The organism is Polyangium jinanense (assembly GCF_028435365.1).
On sequence record NZ_JAGTJJ010000081.1, the window covers coordinates 1 to 19,333 of the forward strand.

The 19,333-nt window shown below is 67.2% G+C and carries 12 protein-coding genes; 7 read left to right on the forward strand and 5 right to left on the reverse strand.

Features of this window, described 5'->3' with window-relative positions:
• Positions 1-173: 173 nt before the first annotated feature.
• On the reverse strand, positions 174-4,052 hold the full coding sequence (locus KEG57_RS55995; protein ID WP_272459903.1) for an ATP-binding protein: 3,879 nt from the start codon (positions 4,050-4,052) through the stop codon (positions 174-176).
• Between the two features lie 65 nt (positions 4,053-4,117).
• Positions 4,118-4,819, reverse strand: a complete 702-nt coding sequence (locus KEG57_RS50145) for a Coq4 family protein (RefSeq protein WP_272428066.1) — start codon at positions 4,817-4,819, stop codon at positions 4,118-4,120.
• Between the two features lie 170 nt (positions 4,820-4,989).
• Here KEG57_RS50145 and KEG57_RS50150 point away from each other — a divergent pair, with 170 nt between their 5' ends.
• Positions 4,990-5,685 carry a TetR/AcrR family transcriptional regulator gene (locus KEG57_RS50150; RefSeq protein WP_272428065.1) on the forward strand — a complete coding sequence of 232 codons (696 nt, stop codon included), beginning with the start codon at positions 4,990-4,992 and terminating at the stop codon, positions 5,683-5,685.
• Positions 5,686-5,779: 94 nt separating this feature from the next.
• Complete coding sequence (locus KEG57_RS50155) at positions 5,780-11,743, forward strand: AAA family ATPase (RefSeq protein WP_272428064.1); 5,964 nt, start codon at positions 5,780-5,782, stop codon at positions 11,741-11,743.
• A gap of 341 nt (positions 11,744-12,084) precedes the next feature.
• Here the strand turns inward: KEG57_RS50155 and KEG57_RS50160 are convergent, their stop codons facing one another.
• The 3 genes from KEG57_RS50160 to KEG57_RS50165 form a co-directional block, all read right to left on the reverse strand.
• The gene (locus KEG57_RS50160; protein ID WP_272428063.1) at positions 12,085-14,259 is read right to left on the reverse strand and encodes a response regulator; all 2,175 of its coding nucleotides are present in this window, start codon (positions 14,257-14,259) and stop codon (positions 12,085-12,087) included.
• A 561-nt stretch (positions 14,260-14,820) separates the two neighbouring features.
• Positions 14,821-14,967, reverse strand: a complete 147-nt coding sequence (locus KEG57_RS56355) for a methyltransferase domain-containing protein (protein ID WP_372518244.1) — start codon at positions 14,965-14,967, stop codon at positions 14,821-14,823.
• A 4-nt stretch (positions 14,968-14,971) separates the two neighbouring features.
• Entirely contained in the window at positions 14,972-15,655 is a 684-nt protein-coding gene (locus KEG57_RS50165) for a TetR/AcrR family transcriptional regulator (RefSeq protein WP_272428062.1), read from the reverse strand.
• Between the two features lie 208 nt (positions 15,656-15,863).
• On the opposite strand from KEG57_RS50165, the gene trhA reads away from it, so the two are divergent.
• From trhA to KEG57_RS50190, 5 genes are all read left to right on the forward strand, one after another.
• Positions 15,864-16,544 carry a PAQR family membrane homeostasis protein TrhA gene (gene trhA / locus KEG57_RS50170; RefSeq protein WP_272428061.1) on the forward strand — a complete coding sequence of 227 codons (681 nt, stop codon included), beginning with the start codon at positions 15,864-15,866 and terminating at the stop codon, positions 16,542-16,544.
• A gap of 8 nt (positions 16,545-16,552) precedes the next feature.
• Positions 16,553-17,506, forward strand: a complete 954-nt coding sequence (locus KEG57_RS50175) for a lipase family alpha/beta hydrolase (RefSeq protein WP_272428060.1) — start codon at positions 16,553-16,555, stop codon at positions 17,504-17,506.
• Positions 17,503-17,796 carry a hypothetical protein gene (locus KEG57_RS50180; RefSeq protein ID WP_272428059.1) on the forward strand — a complete coding sequence of 98 codons (294 nt, stop codon included), beginning with the start codon at positions 17,503-17,505 and terminating at the stop codon, positions 17,794-17,796. The genes KEG57_RS50175 and KEG57_RS50180 overlap by 4 nt, the downstream gene beginning before the upstream one ends.
• 39 nt (positions 17,797-17,835) lie before the next feature.
• Positions 17,836-17,976, forward strand: coding sequence for a hypothetical protein (locus KEG57_RS50185; RefSeq protein WP_272428058.1), 141 nt, complete (start codon positions 17,836-17,838; stop codon positions 17,974-17,976).
• A 258-nt stretch (positions 17,977-18,234) separates the two neighbouring features.
• Positions 18,235-19,023 (forward strand): OmpA family protein, encoded by a 789-nt coding sequence (locus KEG57_RS50190; protein WP_272428057.1) that lies wholly within the window; start codon positions 18,235-18,237, stop codon positions 19,021-19,023.
• Positions 19,024-19,333: the final 310 nt, after the last annotated feature.

Sequence of the window (19,333 nt, forward strand, 5' to 3'; positions counted from 1 at the left end):
AACGGCCGCTGACGACAAGACCTCCGTGGTCTTGCCACGGGCCCGTGGGAAGAACTGCGCATCGCGCAGTTCTTCCCCCCTCGGTCCAGGCCGTGCCTGGTCCGGGTGCAGGGGCGGATAGCCCCTGCCGGGGTCCGGGGCAGCGCCCCGGCGCGACGGCCCGCCCCCAGGGGTCACGCCAGCGCGGCGCAAAGCTCGCGGAGCTGGAAGGACTCTGCCAGTGCCCGCACCTCGGCTACCCATGGCGAGAGCCGCGTGTCTTCTGCTTCGACGGCGTCGAGCATTTGCAGGAGCTCCGGGATTCGCCCTCGCTCGGCGAGATCGAGCAGGCGCGCCATGGCCTCCGCGGGCGGCTCGATCCGTGGACCGACCTCCTCGGCATCTGCGACGACGCGTGGTGCGCGGATCCAGGTGATATCGAGATGCTGCGCGAGCACCTCGAAGAGTGCTGGGAGACGTACGGGTTTGGGGAGGAATTCGTCGCAGCCGGCTTCCTTTGCGCGCCGTTGTTGCGCTTCGTCGACGCTCGCGGAGGAGACGACGATGGGCACATCGGCGAGCGTGGGGAGACGACGCAGACGCCGCGCGATCTCGTCGCCTGCGAGGTCCGGCAGCGCGAGATCGAGGATCACCAGATCTGGCTTCCGGGCCTCGATCAAGGCGAGGGCTCGCGTGCCGTCCTCGGCTTCGAGGACCTCGAATCCGAGAGGCTCGAGCGCGTCACGCACGAAGGCACGATTGCTTTCGTTGTCGTCGACGACGACCACGACGCGGGGCTCGCCTTCGTAGCCGGTGATGACCTCGGCGGGGCGCACCTCTTTCGCTGGCAGGCCCCGCGCGAGGATGGGCAGACGAAGCGAGACCAAAAATGTGCTGCCCTCGCCGGGTGTGCTCTTCACGTCGAGCTGACCGCCCATTTGCTTCACGATCCGCCGGCTGATCGCGAGCCCGAGCCCGGCGCCCTCGGCGCGCGCCCTCCGATCGCTGGCTTGCTCGAAGGGCTCGAAGATCCGCGCGACATCGGCGGCCGCGATCCCTGGGCCTGTGTCCTCCACCCGGAAAACGAAATCACCGCTGCCCTGGGCGGAGGCTCGCAGGGTGACGCTCCCCTCCCGGGTGAACTTGATGGCGTTGCCGAGCAGATTGACGAGAACCTGCGTCAGTCGTTTTGGATCGACCTCGACCCATTCGGGCAGCGCACCGGCGATCACGTACTGAAACACGAGCCTCTTCTGCTCTGCGCGGACCCGGCATAGGTCCGCGACGCTCTGCAGGAGCGACGGCAGATGGACCTCCGACGGGACGAGCGCCATCTTGCCCGCCTCGATCCGCGCGAGGTCGAGCACGTCGTCGATGAGCGCGAGCAGGTGCTCGCCCGAGCGCTGCACCACATCGAGCCCGGCGCGATCCTTCCGCGAGAGCTCCGGTGACTGGGCGAGGAGCTGTGCGTATCCGAGGATTCCATTGAGCGGCGTGCGCAGCTCGTGGCTCATGCTGGCGAGGAAGCTCGATTTTGCCTGGTTCGCCGCGTCCGCCGCCTCTTTGGCGGCCAGAAGCTCGGCCGTCCGCTCTTCCACTTGTCGCTCGAGCTCGAGATTGCGCCGCGCGAGCGCGCGGAGCCGGAACCTCACGCCGCCGTACACGAGCCCCGAAATCGCCACGGTATACCCCAGGTACGCCCACCACGTCCGCCAGGGCGCGGGTTTCACCTGGAATGCGATCGCCGCCGGCCCCGCGACGACGCCCGCGTGATCACGGCCCCAGACCTGGAACGTGTACGCGCCCGCCGGCAGGTTCGTGTACCGCACCTTCCCGTCCGCGGTCCACGCGCTCGGCGCCGCGTCGAAGCCGACCATCTGCGTGCGATATTGCGTGCTGCGCTCGTGGAGGAAACTGAGCAGCGCGTAATCGAACGACACTGTGTTCTGGTTCCAAGCGAGCGACGCGCCGGGCGAAAGCGCGAGCATGCCGTCCGCGGCGCGCGTGGACGAGAACACGAGAGGCCCGCCCGCGTGATCCGGGACCTCTTCCGCCGGATCGAAGACCGCCGCGCCCTCGGGCGTGCCCACCCAGATGCGCCCGCGGCTGTCGACCGAGGCGGTCCCCGCATTGCACTCATCGCCCGGCAGCCCGTCCTCGCGCGTGAAAACGTACACGGAAAACTCCGCGGGGTCCTCGGGGGTCGGCGTGCGAGGGGTGAGGCGCGCGACGCCCCGGTTGGTGCCGAGATACACGCGGCCCAGCGCGTCCGCGCGCGCGAAAAGCACGGAGCTGTCCGGCAGGGCCGGGTTCGACGTCTCGTTCAGCGACGGGAGCCACGCCTCCGCGTCGAGATCGTATCGCGCGGCGCCGCCGCCCCCGGTGCCCACCCAGAGGACCCGCGCCCCGCGCACGTCGCGGAGTTCGCTGAGCGTCGCGATGATGTTCGTGCCGAGGGGCGAATTCGTGGCCGTGTACGTCCGCCAAACGCTGTCGTCATCGAGCCGAGACAACCCTTTTGTCGTCCCGAACCACGTCGTCGTCTTCCCGCCAGGGCGCGTGGTCTCGAGAAGGGCGAGCAGGTTGTTGTGGATGAGTCCGTCGGTGCTCTGCTTGTAGACCGGCCCCCTGCCCTGTTCGTCGAGGCGCGCGGCGCCGGCCGTCGTGCCGACCCAGAGCGCACGCCCGTCCAGCGACTCGCTGGCGGCGTACACGACCTCGTACGGGAGCGAGGAGTTCTGCCGGGTGAAGGTGGAAAGCTTTCCATGGGCCCAGCGGTGCAGCCCCTTGCTGTTGCCGCCTGTCCAGACCGCGCCCGGCTGATGCCGCGAAGGCACGAGGAAAGCGAGCCGCTGGCTCATCTCGGCGCCTTCCTCGGGCGAGAGGACTGGCACAAAACCCTGCTCCGAGGACCGGAGGAGCTGGTTGCGCACGGCGAGCCAGATCTCGGGCGCGCCGCCCGGCGGGGTGACCTCCGCGACGCCGCGCACGGCACCGGGGACGCCCGCGCTCCGCTCGGTGAAGCCGACCCAGCCGTCGTGCCGCAGGCGACCGAGGCCTCCGGTCTCGGTGCCGATCCACAACGTGCGGCCGAAAGACGCGCCCCCGCTCGCCAGGAGCGTCGTGAGGTAATCGTCTGGCAGGCTGCTGTTTTGCTTTGTGAGCGCCGTCCACACCCCGTCCTCCAGGCGGGCGAGGCCCCCGCCGCCGGTGCCGCCCCAGAGCGTCCGTTTCCCGGAGCCGCTCACGGTCTCGGCGAGCACGCGGATGCCCTGGGCCGGACTCGCCGCGCCCGAAGGCGCGACGAGCTCCCAGCGCCCTTCCGCATACCGGGCGAGCCCCTTGGACGTGCCGGCCCAGAGCACGCGACGGCGCGCCTCGTCGGTGCTTTCCAAAAGCGCGTTGATGACCTTGTCCGGCGGTCCTTCCCCGAGGGATTCGAAGGGCGCGCAGCGGTGATCCTCGCAATGGAAGAGCCCCCGACCCGTGCCGACCCAGAGCGTCGGCTCGCCGCTCGGGAGCGTCCCCGGATGAAGGGCACGCACGTCGATGTATCCGAGCTCCGGCCCGAAATCGATCCGCGAAAAGCGCTCGCCCTCGAACCGATAGAGCCCGTCGAGCGTCCCCGCCCAGAGCGCGAATCCATTCGCGGAAGGCGCTTCGACGAGCGCTGAGACCTCCCGCTCGGCCGTGAGGCCTTCACCGGCCCCGAAGCGGGTGAAGCGGCCCTCCGCATGACGGAGGATGTGACCGGTGTACATCCCGAGCCAGACGGCCCCGTCGCGCGTTCCGGCGATCGCCTGCACCCAGCTCGACGCTTGTTCGGGCGGCAGCGACAGGGGCGTGAAGCGGCGCCCGTCGTAGGAGGCGACCCCGCCCTGCGTGCCGATCCACAGAAGGCCCGCGGTATCGAAGGCGATGGCATTGACGGTGCTCTGCGGGATGCCGTCCTCCAGGCCGAACGTGCGGATCCAAGGCACGCCGCGGGTCCGGATGTCGGTGGCTGCGGAGGACGTGGACGCGGAGGTGGCCGCGAGCGCGACGGCGAGGACGGTGACGAGGCGACGGGGCACGCGGGAGGATGCTACAGGGAGCAGAGGGCGCTCGCCACAGAAGGCCGAGCAGCCGCCCGGCGAGGTCAGTTCATCCGCTCCGCAGGGGCGCAGAGCCGCGCGCGCAGCGTGGCCACGGGGGTCTCCCAGTGGTCCTCGAACCTGAAGTCCAGGAAAGGAGCGGAAGCGTGGCCTCGCCGGTACGCGGCCCAGACGCGCTGCAGGTACGCGGATCGCCCGACGCCGGACTGTGGCGTTTTGAGGAGGAAGAGCGAGCCGTTGAGCAAGACGAACGCCGTTGTCCGGAGCCCGACGTTGCCCAGGCAATACGCTTGCAGCTCCATCTCGCCCACCACGTCCGTGCCGTAGCCCGTCAGCACGTGCAAGAGGTCATGGATCTCGCGGTAGCGCTTGGAGATGAATTCGATGTCGCTCTTGAGCTCGAGCGTCGTCTCGAAAGGAGAAATCTTGTTGTCGCGGAAGTAGCGCGCGAACGCATGGCCGAGCGTCCCCTCGGGCAGGCGCTCGAGGGCGGTGAGGTCCAGGTCCTTGCCCTGCAGAGAAGGCCGCTCGGACAGGATGCGGCGCCCCTCCTGGCTGCGACCGAGCTCCTCCACGAGCGATGCGAAGACATTGCCATTCAGGCTCAGGCTGAGCGTCTGGCCGGCGGTGGGATTCCCTGCGTCGTTCTTGAGCACCTCCAGGCATTGGCGCGCCACGCGCAGGCGGGTGAACAGGGAGGCGTTGTCGGGGAGAGACACGGGTTGGCTGACCTGACTTGCATTCATCGCAGCACACATCCTTTCGTCGAGCGAGACGCTCGCCGTGCTCATGCATGACATAAAGGCTACGAACTTTAGCCATAGTACCCGCCTGGAATTGGCGTCGCAACCAGAAGTTGCCTTTGGGTGAGGGGCAGGCAAGATCCGCTAGGATTCGATCCGGAAGAGGTCTGCCCATGCATCACGAGAGCACCCCCCCGCCCGCTCGTCGAAGCCGACGCACCGAAGGCACACGCGCCGGGGGACGCGCCGAGCGCGTGGTCGCGGCCGTGCTCTCCGCGACGCAAGAGGAGCTCGGGTGCGTGGGCTACGGCGCGCTACGCATGGAGGACGTCGCCGCGCGCTCGGGGGTCGCCAAGACGACCATCTACCGGCGCTGGCCGACCAAGGCGGAGCTCGTGGCGGCGTCCCTGCGCGCGGTGAACGCGGAGCAGGAGCCGCCGGACACGGGCACGCTGCGCGGGGATCTCCTGGCCGTGGTGATGGGGTCCGTGCGGACGTGCCAGACGAAAACGGGCCGGGGCATCGTGCGGATGCTTCAGACGGAGCTCGCGGATCCGGAGGTCGAGGCCCTTTCGAGGGGCCTGCGCGATCGAAACCGGCAGCGCAACAAGGCCCTGCTCGAGCGAGGCATCACGCGCGGCGAGCTGCCCGCGGACGTGAACACGGAGCTCATCCTCGATCTGATCTTCGGGGGGATCTATGGGCGCCTCATCCATCGCGGCGAGGACGTGAGCGAGGACTACGCCGCCGCGGCCATCGACACCGTGCTCGCAGGCGCCTGCGCGGGGGCGGCGCGCCTGCCGAAGGAGGTCGCCGGCAAGCGCGGGGACGACCACGGCTTCGTCGCGCAAAGGTTGCCCGAAAAGTAAAAACTCCCCAGAGACCGAGGGTCACATCCCGCCCCGCTCGATCTAGGATCGATGCGCTCGGACGGCAGCGCCTCTGGAAAGGCCACGAGGAAGTATGATGGACCTGCGGGATTACACGCTCGGAGAGGTCGTCTACGACGGGACCGAAACACGGGTCTGGCGCGCGGTCCATGTTCCCTCGGGGGCGCATGTGGCCATCAAGAGCCCGGTGGCCGTGGTGCCCAATCCGCGCGTCTTGGGGCGGCTGATCCACGAGCACCAGGCACTCATGCACCTCGCAGAGGTGCCCGGGGTGGCGCGCGCACGGGCGCTCGTGCAGCAGGGCGGCACGGTGGCGCTGGTGCTGGAGGATCCTGGCCTCGACTCGCTCGATCACCTGCTCGCCAAGCAGGGGCGCTTGCCGGTCGGGGCCGCGCTACGGCTCGGCAAGCTCCTGTCGCGGGTGCTCGAGGGGGTGCATGCCGCGGGCGTGATGCACAAGGACGTCAAGCCGCAAAACGTGCTGGTGGACGAGGCCTGCGAGAAGGTCACGCTGCTCGACTTCGGCATCGCCTCGCTCTTGTCGCAGGAGGCGACCGAGGCGAGCATCCCCGAAGCGCTGGAGGGGACGCTGGTGTATATCTCCCCAGAGCAGACGGGGCGCACGGCACGCGCGCTCGATACACGCACGGACCTGTATTCGCTGGGGGTGACGCTCTTCGAGGTGATGTCGGGGCGGCTGCCCTTCACGGAGCGTGATCCGCTCTCGCTGGTGCACGCGCACCTGGCCAAGGACCCGCGTCCGCTCGATTCCGTCGCGCCGGACGTGCCCAGGGCCGTGGCGGCCATCGTGGCGAAGCTTTTGGCGAAGGATCCCGAGCGGCGCTACCAGACGGCCCGCGGCGTGGCGGAGGATCTGGAGGAGGCGCTCCGGCAATGGAACGAGCGGGGCACGGTGGAGCCGTTCCGGCTGGGAAGAAAAGATTTTTCGCGAAAGCTCCGGATTCCGCAGACGCTGGTGGGGCGGGAGCGCGACGTCGAGCGGGTGGGCGAGTCCTTTGCGCGCGCCGCGCAGGGTACGACGGAGCTTTTGCTCGTCGGGGGTCCCTCGGGCATCGGCAAGACGGCGCTGGTGCGCACGGTCTACAGGGATATCGCGCAGGCAGGGCGCGGGCTCTTGATCGCGGGCAAGCACGATCAGCTCGCGCGGTCGACACCCTTCGCGGCATTGGCGCAAGCGTTCGGGGCGCTGATGCGTCAATGGCTTTCCAGCTCGGAGACGGTGCTCGAGGCCTGGAAGGAGCGAATTCGGCGCGAGGTCGGGGACAATGCGCGGCTCATCGCGGACGTGGTGCCGGAGCTCGACCTGGTCATGGGCAAGCTGCCACCGGTGCCGCCGGTGGAGGGCGACCAGGTGCTCAACCGGCAGAAGCTGACGTGGCTGAATTTCGTGCGAGCCGTCACGGCGCCGAACCCGCCGCTCGTGATGTTTTTGGACGACATGCAGTGGGCCGACAGCGCCACGCTGCTCATCCTGCAGACGCTGCTGACGGACGTGGAGCGAAAATCGCTGCTCGTGATCGCGGCGTACCGCGATAACGAGACGCCGCCCGAGCACCCGCTCTGGAAGCTCGTGGAGGCGGTGGAAAAGAGCGAGGCCAAGGTCTCACGAATGACGGTGGGCCCGCTGTCGGCAGAGCAGGTGCAAAAGTGGCTCGCGCGAACGCTGGAGAGCGAGCCTGTGCGGGTGTTGCCGCTTTCGCGCGTGCTTTCGCAAAAGACCCGCGGAAACCCCTTTTTCCTGGAGCAGCTCCTGCTCTCGCTGCACCGGCAGCAGCAGGTGGTGCGGGACCCGGAGAGCGGGGCGTGGCGCTGGGACCAGTCGTCGCTGGAGAGGGCGGGCGTCACCGATAACGTGGTGGCGCTCTTGACGGACAAGGTGCGCGAGATGCCCGAGCCGACGCAAAAGCTCCTCGGGCTCGCGGCCTGCGCAGGCCACACGTTCCACCTGCAGGACCTCACGCGGCTCACCGGGTGGGAGCGCGCCCCGGTGACGGCGGCGTTATGGCCAGCGCTGGATGCGGAGCTGGTGGTGCCGGTCGATGGCGCGTACCGCCCCGCGCAGGCGCTCGGAGGCATGGGCGATGTGTCGCTGGACGCGGCGTACCGATTCCTGCACGACCGCGTGCAGCAGGCGAGCTACGAGCGGATCTCGCCGGAGCAGCGGGTGCTCGCGCATCTGGAGATCGGCCGGCGGCTCCGGGCGCGTTATCGTGACGAGGGGGGTACGGCCCAGCAATTCCTGGAGCTCGTGCGGCATCTGAACCTGGGCTCTTCGCGGCTCGCATCCGCGGAGGAGCGCAAGGAGCTCGCGCGGCTGAACCTCGAGGGCGCGCGCACCGCGAAGGCGGCGAGCTCGTACCGATTGATGGCCAATCTGCTGGACAACGCGCAGGCGCTCCTCGGGGAGCGGGCCTGGGAGGAGGAGCGCGATCTGTCGGCGGAGATCGGGCTCACGCGCCTGGAAGCCGCCTATCTGCTCCGGGAGTTCGACGACGTCGAGGCGCGAGCGCTCGCCTTGCTGGACAGGCCTCTGCCGGAGGTGGCGTGGCTCTCGGCGCAGGAAATCCGCACGCGCTGCTGTGTCGCCACGGGTCAGTATGCGCGAGGAATTGGAATCGGAATCGCCGCCCTCGCAAAGCGGGGCATCACGTTCCCCGACACGGACGACGCGTGTCTGGCCGCACTCCTGCAAGAGTCCACGGAGCTGGATCAATGGCTCGAACGCAACCCGGACGGGTTCGATCGAATGCAGGCCGATCCGTCGCTTTCGCACCGGCTCATCGATGCCCTGATGACGCAGGCGCAGCTCTGCACGATCTACGGCGGCCGGCCGATGTTGTATTCGCTCATCATCGCCCGCATCGTGTCCGAGGCGATACGGCGGGACGCGCTCACGCCTGCCGCCACGTTCATGATCTGCAGCTTTGCCAATGTGTGGTCGGTGGCGACGGGCATGTACCGCCGTGTCATGCGATGGCTCACGCCCGGGGTGCGCGCCGCAGAACGTGTGGGCTCCCCGATGCTCCCCGAATGCCTCGCGCTCAAGGGGATTTACCTGGCCCACACGAGGCCCGTCGATGAAGCACCGCCCGTCTATGAGCAAGGCATCACGGCCGGCTTGAAGATCGGGTCCTTTCAAGGCACGAGCTGGGGGATCTTGTCCGAATTGGCTTACTACCGGGTGTGGCGTGGTCTGCCGCTCGGCCAGGTCGATGCGCAGCAAAAAGCTCGCTGGGATCTGGTGCAGCGCGCAGGGGACGCCGTCGGGCGACACCACTTCGAGCTGGTCGCGTCGTTTTGCGAAGTGCTCATGTCTCCGGACGGAGCCAAGAACCTCCTCGAGGAGGAGCCATTGCCACGAGGTTCGCGCTCCCTCCTGGCCGATGGAGACAAGTTCACCGGAGGGGTCGCTCGGACCCTGGAAGGGTATCTGTTCTGTGCGGTCGGCAAGTGGGAGCAGGCGTTGTCGAGGATGCGGGAGGCGGAGCAATTCCAGGCAGACATCCTCGGGATGCCACCCGTGACGGACATCGCGCTCTTTCTCGCGCTCGCAGCGGCGAAGTGCTGGCCCGACGCCGCCACGAGCGAGGAACAGGCGCGGCTCGGGCAGCACATCGAGCACAGCCTCACGCGATTGCGCTATTTCACCGAAGGCTGCGAAGAGAACTTCCTCCACAAGCTGCGCCTCGTCGAGGCCGAATACGCCCGCGTCCTCGGCAAAACCAAGGAGGCAGCGGACAAATACGACGAGGCCATCGAGCTCAGCCGCGAGCACCGCTTTCTGCACATCGAGGCCCTGTCCGCCCAGCTCGCCGCCGAGTTTCGCCTTTCGATGGGCAAGACCCACATCGGGGCGATGTACCTGCGCGAGGCTCGTGATGCCTACGCGCGCTGGGGCGCTTATGCCGTGGTCGCCCACCTGGGCGCGAGGTATCCGGCCGTGCTCAAGGTGTCCATGCTCGAGCCTGCCTCCGAGCGCACGACCATGACGGCGACGACCACAACCACGGGTGAAGCCACGAACGCGAATTTCGACGTAAAAACCGCGGTGCGCGCGGCGCAGGCGCTGTCGGGCGAGCTCGACCCGGGGCGCGTGGTGGGCCGACTGATGGAGCTCACCCTGGAGAACGCGGGGGCGCAACGCGGCGCCCTGGTGCTCAGCGAAGGGGATGCGCTCTCCGTCGTTGCGCGGTTATCGGTGGAAGGGGCCCGCATCGAGACGGGGCTGTCGGAGCCTCTCGGGCAGAGTCACGACGTGCCAGTGGCGGTAGTGAAATATGCAGCCCGCACAGGCGAGCCGGTGGTGACGGGCGATGCGAGGTCCGAGGCGCGCTTCGCCGGCGACCCGTACCTCACATCGCACGCGGTCCTCTCGCTGCTGGCGTTGCCCTTGACGCATCGGGGCCACGTGGTGGGCGTGCTGTACCTCGAGCACCGCGACGTGCCGTCGGCCTTCCCTCCCGCACGCGTGGAGCTCTTGTCGGTGCTCGCCTCGCAGGCAGCAATCGCCGTCGAGAACGCCGTGTTGTACCGGGACTTGGAGGTCAAAATCCAGGAGCGCACGGCGCAGCTACAGATCGCCAAGGAGGCGGCCGACCGCGCCAATCGAGCGAAGAGCGATTTCCTCTCGAGCATGAGCCACGAGCTACGCACGCCACTCAATGGCATCCTGGGGTACGCTCAATTCCTCATGCGAGCGCCCGAGCTCTCGCCAAAGAGCCGCGAAGGGGTGCAAATCGTGAAGAAGTCGGGCGAGCACCTGCTTTCGTTGCTGAACGATCTCCTAGACCTGGCGAAGATCGAGGCCGGCAAGATGGAGCTCGTCCCCCTGAAGTTCGACTTTCCCTCCTTCGTGCGCACCATCGTGGACCTCTGCCGTGTGCGCACCGAACCAAGGGGCATCGCCTTCACCTACGAGGTGCGGGGCCCAGCGCTCGCCGCCGTGCACGCCGACGAAAAGCGCTTGACGCAGGTGCTCCTGAACCTGCTCGGCAACGCCATCAAGTTCACCGAGCGCGGCGCAGTCACCCTGCTCGTCGACGTGCTGACCGAGGGCGGAAGTGGTACGCGCGAGGTGCGCTTCCGAATCGAGGACACGGGCCCTGGCATCGCCCCAGAGCACCTCGCGCGCATCTTCGACCCCTTCGAGCAGGTGGGCGACCAGAAGGCAAAGAGCGAAGGGACCGGGCTCGGCCTTGCCATCACCAAGAGGCTCATCGAGCAGATGGGCGGAACCATTCACGTCGAGAGCGAGCTAGGCAAAGGGAGCGCATTCACAGTGACGCTCACGCTGACCGAGGCGCTCCCTCCCGCGGCCGTCGACGAGGCCCCGGGGTGGGACACAATCACCGGGTATCGCGGCGAGCGCCGCAAGATCCTCGTCGTGGACGACAACCCCGGCAACCGCGCCTTGTTCTGCGATCTGCTCGTCCCCATCGGCTTCGACGTCATCCAGGCCGACGGCGGCGAATCCGCGCTGCGGCTGGCCCTGGAGCACAAGCCGGCGCTGATCCTGATGGACCTGGCCATGCCAGGCCTCGACGGCTACGAGACCACGCGCCGCCTGCGGCAGATGCCCGAGCTCGACGGAGTGGTCATCCTGGCCTCGTCAGCGAACGTGACCGCCGCCGAACAGCCGAAGGGCGCCCACACCGGCTGGGACGATTTCTTGCCCAAGCCCGTGCAGGCCAGCGTGCTCTTCGAAAAAATCGCGCGATTCCTCGGCGTGGAATGGACGCATGAACCAGTGAAAGCCGCAGCCCCCACGGCGGAGCAGGATGGCGCGCTGGTGCCGCCCTCGGCCGAGCAGCTATCGCTGCTCTCGCGGCTGGTGGCGTCGGGTCGTATCCGGAACGTGCTGGCGGAAGCGGAGCGAATGCAACAAAACGAGCCGCGACTCGGCCCCTGGCTCAAGCAGTTCCAGACGCTAGCATTGACCTACCAGATACGGAAGCTGCAGGAGTTCGTCGAGGAGTATGCCGCGGTAGGCCAGGCAGCGGCGAGCGAGAGCACCTGACGAGGTCTCATCTGGAGGCGCTGAGCTGGGGCGTTGCCCCAGGCCCCACCAGGGGCTATCCGCCCCTGGACCCGGACCAGCGCAAGCGCTGGACCCGGGGTCGATGAACTGCGCAATGCGCAGTTCATCGAACAGGCCGCAGTCAAGACCAGCGAAGGCCCTGCCAAGCAAGACCGCCGTGACTGGCAACGCCGTTCCTGGTCTTGCCACCGGCCTGTGGGAAGAACTGCGCATCGCGCAGTTCTTCCCCCTGAGGTCCAGGGCTTGCCCTGGTTCGGGTCGAGGGGCGAACAGCCCCCGCGGGGTCCGGGGCAGCGCCCCGGCGCAACGGCCCGTCGTGGCTACACGGACCGGACGCGGCCATCGGGGCTCGTCTCGACCCCACCATGGTTTCGCCCGGCCAAACTTGCCACGTGCGCCACCAGCTCCGACGGCTTCACTGGCTTGGCCAGATGCATCTGGTAGCCGGCCAAAAGCGCCCGCGCGCGGTCCTCGGCGCGCGCGAATGCGGTCAATGCCAGCGCTGGCACGCTCCCCCCACGCTCCCGGGGCAACTGCCGTACCTTCTGGATCAGCTCGTACCCGCCCTCTTGCGGCATGCCGATGTCGCTCACCAGAACCGTCGGCTGGTCTCGGATCAGCTCTGCCAGAGCCTCCACGACGGAGCCTGCCGTCCGCACCTCCGCATGACACTCCACCAGGATCCGCAGGAGTAGCTCTCGCGTGTCCGGCTCGTCGTCCACCACCAGCACCCGCACCCCCGTCAAATTCAGAAGCTCCCCGCCACGGTGCGACAAGGGCCGGCGCTGCGGCATCGAGAGAGGCCGTTCTCCGACCAAAACCTCGGCATGCTTGGCCTCCAGCGGCAGCCTCACCGTGAAGCTCGCCCCCTGGTCCTTCCCTGCGCTCTGCGCCTCCACCGTCCCCCCGTGCAGCTCGACCAGGTGCTGCACGATCGAAAGCCCCAGACCCAGCCCGCCATGCTCGCGCGTGGTTGAAGCGTCTTCTTGCCGGAATTGCTCGAATACGTACGGCAAAAAATTCGGATCGATGCCGATCCCCGTATCGCTCACCGCGAGATGCGCATACGAGCCCTCGCGACGCAGCGATACCTTTACCTGCCCGCCCTGCGGCGTGAACTTCATCGAGTTGCTGAGCAGGTTCCACACGATCTGCTGGAGACGATTCGGGTCCCCCATGACCAGTTCTCCGGCCGACGCGATGTTGAGCTCCAGGCGGATTCCCTTCGTCTTCGCCGCCGGCTCCGCCGATACCAACATCGTTTCGAGCATCTCGGCCAGATCGACCACCTCCATCTCGAGGCTCAGCCGCCCGCTGATGATACGCGACATGTCCAGGAGGTCGTCGATGAGCTTGGCTTGCGTCCGTGCGTTTCGCTCGATTGTCCCGAGCCCCCGGCGCTGGATCTCGTCCGAGGGACCGCGGGTGAGGAGCAACTGCGACCAGCCGAGGATCGCGGTGAGCGGCGTCCGCAGCTCATGGCTCAAAAGCGCCAGGAACTCATCCTTCAGCCGCCCGGTACGCTCGAGCTCCGCGCGCGCCGCCTGTTCGCGGGAGAGCAGCCTCTCCCGCTCCGCCGCCGTCCGCGTTCGCTCGCTGATGTCCGTGGAAATCCCGCAAACCGCATACGTCCGGCCCGACTCGTCGAACAGCGGGCACTTGATCGAGATGTACGTGTGGACCCCATCGTCCTGGGGCACGATCTCTTCCCTCTCCAGGACCTTCCCGGCCGCTGCCACCCGCAGGTCGAAAGCGCGAAATGCGTCGGCATACTCCGTGGTGAACAAGTCATAGTCGGTCTTGCCGAGGAGCGACTGCTCGGTCACATGAAATAATTCTTTGAAACGGCGATTGACCATCAAATAGCGGCCTTCGAGGTCCTTGACGTAGAGGACCGCCGTGGAGTTGTCGGCGATGGCCTGGAGCAGATGCTGGCTCTCGCGCAAAGCATCTTCCGCGCGCCTTCGCTCGGCATTCTCCGCCTTGAGAGCCGCGTTCGAGGTCGCCAACTCGGCCGTGCGCTCTCGCACCCGTTGTTCCAGCTCCTGATGGGCATGCTGCAGCTGCGCGTTCTTCGCTTCCAGCTCTTTTTGTGCCTCGCGTAAGCTCAGGTGCGTCCGGATCCGCGCGAGCACCTCGTCAATCTCGAATGGTTTGGTGATGTAATCGACGCCCCCTGCCTCGAACCCCTCGAGCTTGTTTGCCGCTTCTCCGAGACAGGTCATGAATATCACCGGGATGTCTCGGGTGCCTTCCGCCGCTTTCAGGCGCCGGCACGTCTCGAAGCCGTCGATCCCAGGCATCACCACGTCCAGCAGAATCAGGTCGGGTTTCATGAGGCGAGCCCGCTTCAAGGCGTCTTCCGCGTCCTGTGCGACGAGCGCCTGATGACCTGCGGATTCCAGATGATCCACGAGCACGGCCAGGTTGATGGGCATGTCATCCACGATGAGGATCGTGCCCTCACGAACACCGGGCGCCGGGGCTCTGCTCATGATCGCTGACCGCCCCAGGTGCGCCGCGCACCGCGACCCGGCATCCCCTTCCACGCGAACCCCTGGGCCAGCCGGCCCGAAAAAAGCCAACGCCGCCCGTTCGCCGCGCCAAGGCGCCACCCGGCGGATTTCCCGCGTGTCAAAAGCCGAGGCTCGCTCGCACGCAACATCCTCTGTCTCTGCTGCGCCCGGGAGTCCATTCGTATAGGAACCTCGCTACTCGCTATCCAACTGCTCGATCCTGGGACCTTCGCGAGGCGGCGTCAATTCCAAACCGCGACCCCCTCGTGGGCAGGAGCCCTCGTCTGGCCGGGCGTACGTCTGTCTGTCCGACCTACGGCCGTGCTCACGCGCCTGGCCCGCGCCTGTTAAGCCGAACGAGGACGGCTGCGCTCGACATGGACAGGGACGGCCTCCCGGACGACGAGGACAAGTGCCCGAAGCAGCCATCATGATAGGCGTCGCCGCAGCTTGTAAATAGGGTGGGTCGACGCCCCCTGCTGCATGTCGTGATAGACCTTCGAGCCCGGCGTGCCCAGAAAGTTCCCCAGGGATTCGGCGTCATTGCTGCGCGCGAAGGCGTCGAAATGTGCCGTGCCAATCTCGTCGCACCACGTCGAACGCGCTGTCGGCGAAGGGCAACCTCTCGGCGTCCCCCTCGACGAACCGCGTGTTCGGGAAGCGGTGGGTCCGCTGGTTGAAGGCCACGCAATCAACGCGGTCGATTTCGGATGCTCGTCGGGCGCTTGGGAAGGTGACGGAGGCCCATCCACGCGAGGGCCGCGATGTGCGTGGCGACCTCCTCAATCGGGGGCTTGCGGGCCGTCGTCCACCACTGGCCCACGAACGTCACCATGCCGACGAGGGCATGGCCGTAGATGGGCGCCGCGCGAGCGTCGTAGCCGCCGGCTTTGAAAGAAGCCGTGAAGACCTCGCTGACCCGCACGCCCAGGTCGCTGAGTAGCGATAACATCCCGCCGCCCGCGGCGGGGGCGTCGTGGGCGAGGATCGCGAAACCATCGGGGTGATCCTTGACGTAGGTGAGGAAGGCGAGGGCCCCCTGCTCGAGTCGCTCGCGCGGTTCACCTTGAGCGATCGCCTCGGAGATCCTCCGGACCACATAGTCCATCTCGCGGTCGACCACGACCGCGTAGAGCCCTTCTTTCCCACCGAAGTGCTCGTAGATGACGGGCTTGGAGACCTTGGCGCGTTCGGCGATCTCCTCGACCGAAGTGGCCTCGTAACCGCGTCGTGCAAAGACAAACCGACCCGCGTCGATGATGGAGGCGCGGCGGGCCGAAGCTGAAAGGCGGGGCGCTCGGGGCGGCATCGCGCCGAGTTTAGCCTCGCGGGTGTCGACATGCCGGCCGTTGTGACGGACTCTCACCGTAGCCATGATTCCTTCTACCTACGGTCGAGTAGGTTTCATGGCCCACGCGGCCGGTCTCGCGCGCCTTCCCGCAGACGATCGCCCCTGGGAAGCTTGGTCATGTTTCGGTCAGGATCGCGAACGGCGCGACGGGCCGTTTGACCTGCTACCCTACTCGATCGTATCTACGTTTCCGTAGGTAAGCGCGCCGTCGCTGACCTCGAGAAGGCCTCCCATGAACGACGACCTGCATGCACCGCTTGCGAACGGCTTCGAACCGCACTCCGAGAAGCCCAAGCTCCGGGGCGTCCTTCATCAGTGGGCGGCGCTCGTCGCGTTCGTCGCGGGTGTGGCGCTCGTATGCATCACCGCCGAGATCCGCCGTTCGGTGGCTGCCGCAGTCTACAGCCTCAGCCTGCTCACCCTCTTCACGGTCAGCGCGACGTACCACCGGATCAACTGGGGCCCGAAGGCGCGCCTGCGCATGCGTCGCCTCGATCACGCGGCCATCTTCGTGCTCATTGCTGGCACGTACACGCCCATCGCCCTGATTGCCCTGGGCCCAGGAGACGGGACGAGGCTTTGCACGCTGGCATGGGCGTGCGCCGCCGTGGGCATCGTCAAGTCGATCTTCTGGTCGGGCTCGCCGAAATGGGTGACCGCTGCCGTGGCCGTCGTCGCCGGCTGGTGCATCGTTCCGTTTCTGAGCGCCGTGGGGCGCGCGCTCGACCTCACGCAGCTCTTCCTGATCTTCGGCGGAGGCGCCTTCTACACCCTCGGCGCCCTTGCCTACGCATCGAAGCGCCCGAACCCCGTCGTCGGCGTCTTCGGCTACCACGAGGTGTTTCACGCCTGCACCGTCGTCGCCGCCGCGATGCATTTCACGGCCGTCGCGACGATCGTTCGAGGGGCGTGACGGCCGCCATGCGAAAGAACGTGGAGCTCTTGATCGGGGTGCTGAATGGTGCCGTCGGCGACTATTTGCACCGCACGGGCAATGGCCTCGCCACGCCGATGACGTTCGTACACGGAGAAAAACCCCTCCGTGCCACGCGCCGCGCGCTCCTCGATGCCTACCCCCACGCGACGGCCCGCATTGCCGTGCTCGTGCACGGCTTGATGAGCGTCGAGAGCATCTGGCAGATGCCCGACGGCGAGACGTACGGCTCGCTCCTCGCCCGCGACCTGGGATTCACGCCCGTGTTCGTCCGCTACAACAGCGGGCTGCACGTTTCCGACAACGGCGAGGCGCTCGACGCGCTGTTCGAGCGGCTGGTCGACGAATACCCCGTCCCTGTCGAGGAGATCTTGCTCATGGGCCACAGCATGGGCGGCCTCGTCTTGCGCAGCGCGACCCACGTCGCGAGCGAGAAAGGACGGCGCTGGTTGCCCCTCGCCACGCGCGCCTTCTACATCGGCACGCCCCACCTCGGCGCCCCGCTCGAACGCATCGGCAACGTGGTCTCCTGGACGCTGCAAAAGGTCGGCAATCCGGTCGCGACGCTGATCGCCGACATCCTCAATCTGCGCAGCAGCGGCGTGAAGGATTTGCGCTTCGCCAACCTGCGGCGCGAGGACTGGGAGGGCGCGGACGAAGGCGCGCTCTTGCAGAACCGCCGCCACCCCGTGCCGCTTCTGCCGCACATCCGTCACCACCTCATCGCGGGTACGCTGTCCAAGGATCCGCGCCTCGGCCTGCTCTTCGGCGACGCGCTGGTCGCGGTGGCGAGCGCGACGGGCCGGGCAGAGCCCAGACACCGTTGCTCTCCCTTCCCCCAGGAGCACGTGCGGATCATGGCGGGAATGGATCACCTCCGCATCGCCGCGGACCCGGACGTCTACACGCAGATTCGCGCGTGGTGCGAGGAGACAACATGATGGAACGATGGCGAGGCGCGAAGGCGCTCGTAGCGGACACGATCGACCAGGGCTCGCGCGCCGTGGAGCGATTGCAGAAAGAGACGGCCCGAAGGCCGCTCGACCTGCTCGCGCGCATCCCGCCCCTCGAGGTGCCCGCGAAGGGAATCCTCGAGATCCATCACCTTCTGGTGTCGAACACCCACGCAATGATCCGGCTCGTCAATCGCGTCGTCGCCGACACCCTGGACGTCGTGATCGACATGGTGGACAAACGCAACGAGCACGCCTCCCGCTCGGCGAGCCAGTGACCAGGCCGTCATCCATGAGGGTGACCACGGGGCGTCGAGATGCTGCTCGACGGCGGGCGTGTCGCGGCCGCGGGCAAACGTGAGGTCGAGAACGACAACTGCACGGAGCACGAACCGAACGCCTTCGCCGTGGCCGGAGCGCTCGCCTCGACATCGGGCTTGACACAGCGGCTTTCGTGATGTGCGGGGGCGCCGGCGCAGCACCTCGCACCGTGACAGCTCGTGACGAGACCTGCGCACCTTCCGTCCCGAACACGCATTCCATGTTCCGGGACAACTGGACTTTTATGCTGGTGCGCCTCCTTCCGCATGAAGTTCGTCTTCAAAGCACTGGATTCTGCCCGCGAGGTTTGCGAGTCTCCCTTGCAGACACCCCTTCGTCGGGGCCTCGCGGCTCCGATCGATTTCTGCCTCGCAAGAGGCACGGAGACCTTGCTCATGAATCGACGCCTCCTCGTGACTCCGCTCATTCTGGCCTCTCTCGTCGCCGGCTGCGGCCATTCCGAGGACGAGTGGAGGGCTCAGCTCGACAAGTACAATCAGCTCCAGGACCAGAGCGCTAGCAAGCAGGCCGAGCTGGAGAAAGAGCTCGCCGCGGCCAAGCAGCGCGTCGCCGACCTCGAGAAGCAGTTGCAGGACGCCGGCGCGGACGTGAAGAAGATGAGCTCGACGCTCGAGGATCAGGAGAAAGCGCTCGCCGAGTACAAGGCGCGCGCGAAGCAACTCGAAGCCATCAAGGCGCGCTTCGACCTCCTGCGCAAGAAGCTCGACGAGCTGACCAAGCTCGGACTCGCAGTCAGCATCCGCCGCAACCGCATGGTGATCTCGCTCCCGGGCGACGTGCTCTTCGATACCGGCAAGGTCGAGCTGAAGAAGGAAGGCGAGGACATCCTCAAGAAGGTCGCCGGGGTCATCAAGAACGACCGATCCCTGGCCGATCGTGATTATCAGGTCGCTGGTCACACCGATAACCAGCCCCTCAACGGCGGCACGTACCAGGACAACTGGGGCCTGTCGCTGATGCGCGCCCGCTCGGTGTTGATCTTCCTGGTGGGCAAGGGCGGAGCGCTGCCGCGGTCGCACTGGAGCGCGGCCGGATTCGCGGACACGGATCCGGTGGCCAACAACGGGACGAAGGACGGTCAGCAGAAAAACCGGCGCTGCGATCTGATCGTGGTACCGGACGTGGACGAGATGATCGACCTCACGAAGCTGACGAAGGAATGAGGGGATGTAGGAGGGGCGTGACGCGGTCCTGAGCATCGCCTCCGCCCCTCCGACCGCCTCCGCATCCGCTCCTTGCGCCCGTATCGACCTCGGGCGCTGCGCTGGGGCTTTGCCCCAGACCCCACCGGGGCTGTCCGCCCCTGGACCCGGACCAGCGCAAGCGCTGGACCCGGGGTCGATGAACTGCGCGATGCGCAGTTCATCGAACAGGCCGAGTCAAGACCAACGACGACCCTGCCAGCCAAGACAGCAGCGCTGACGTCTCGACCCATGACGTCGCCAGCGTGGAACGCACCTCCATGGTCTTGCC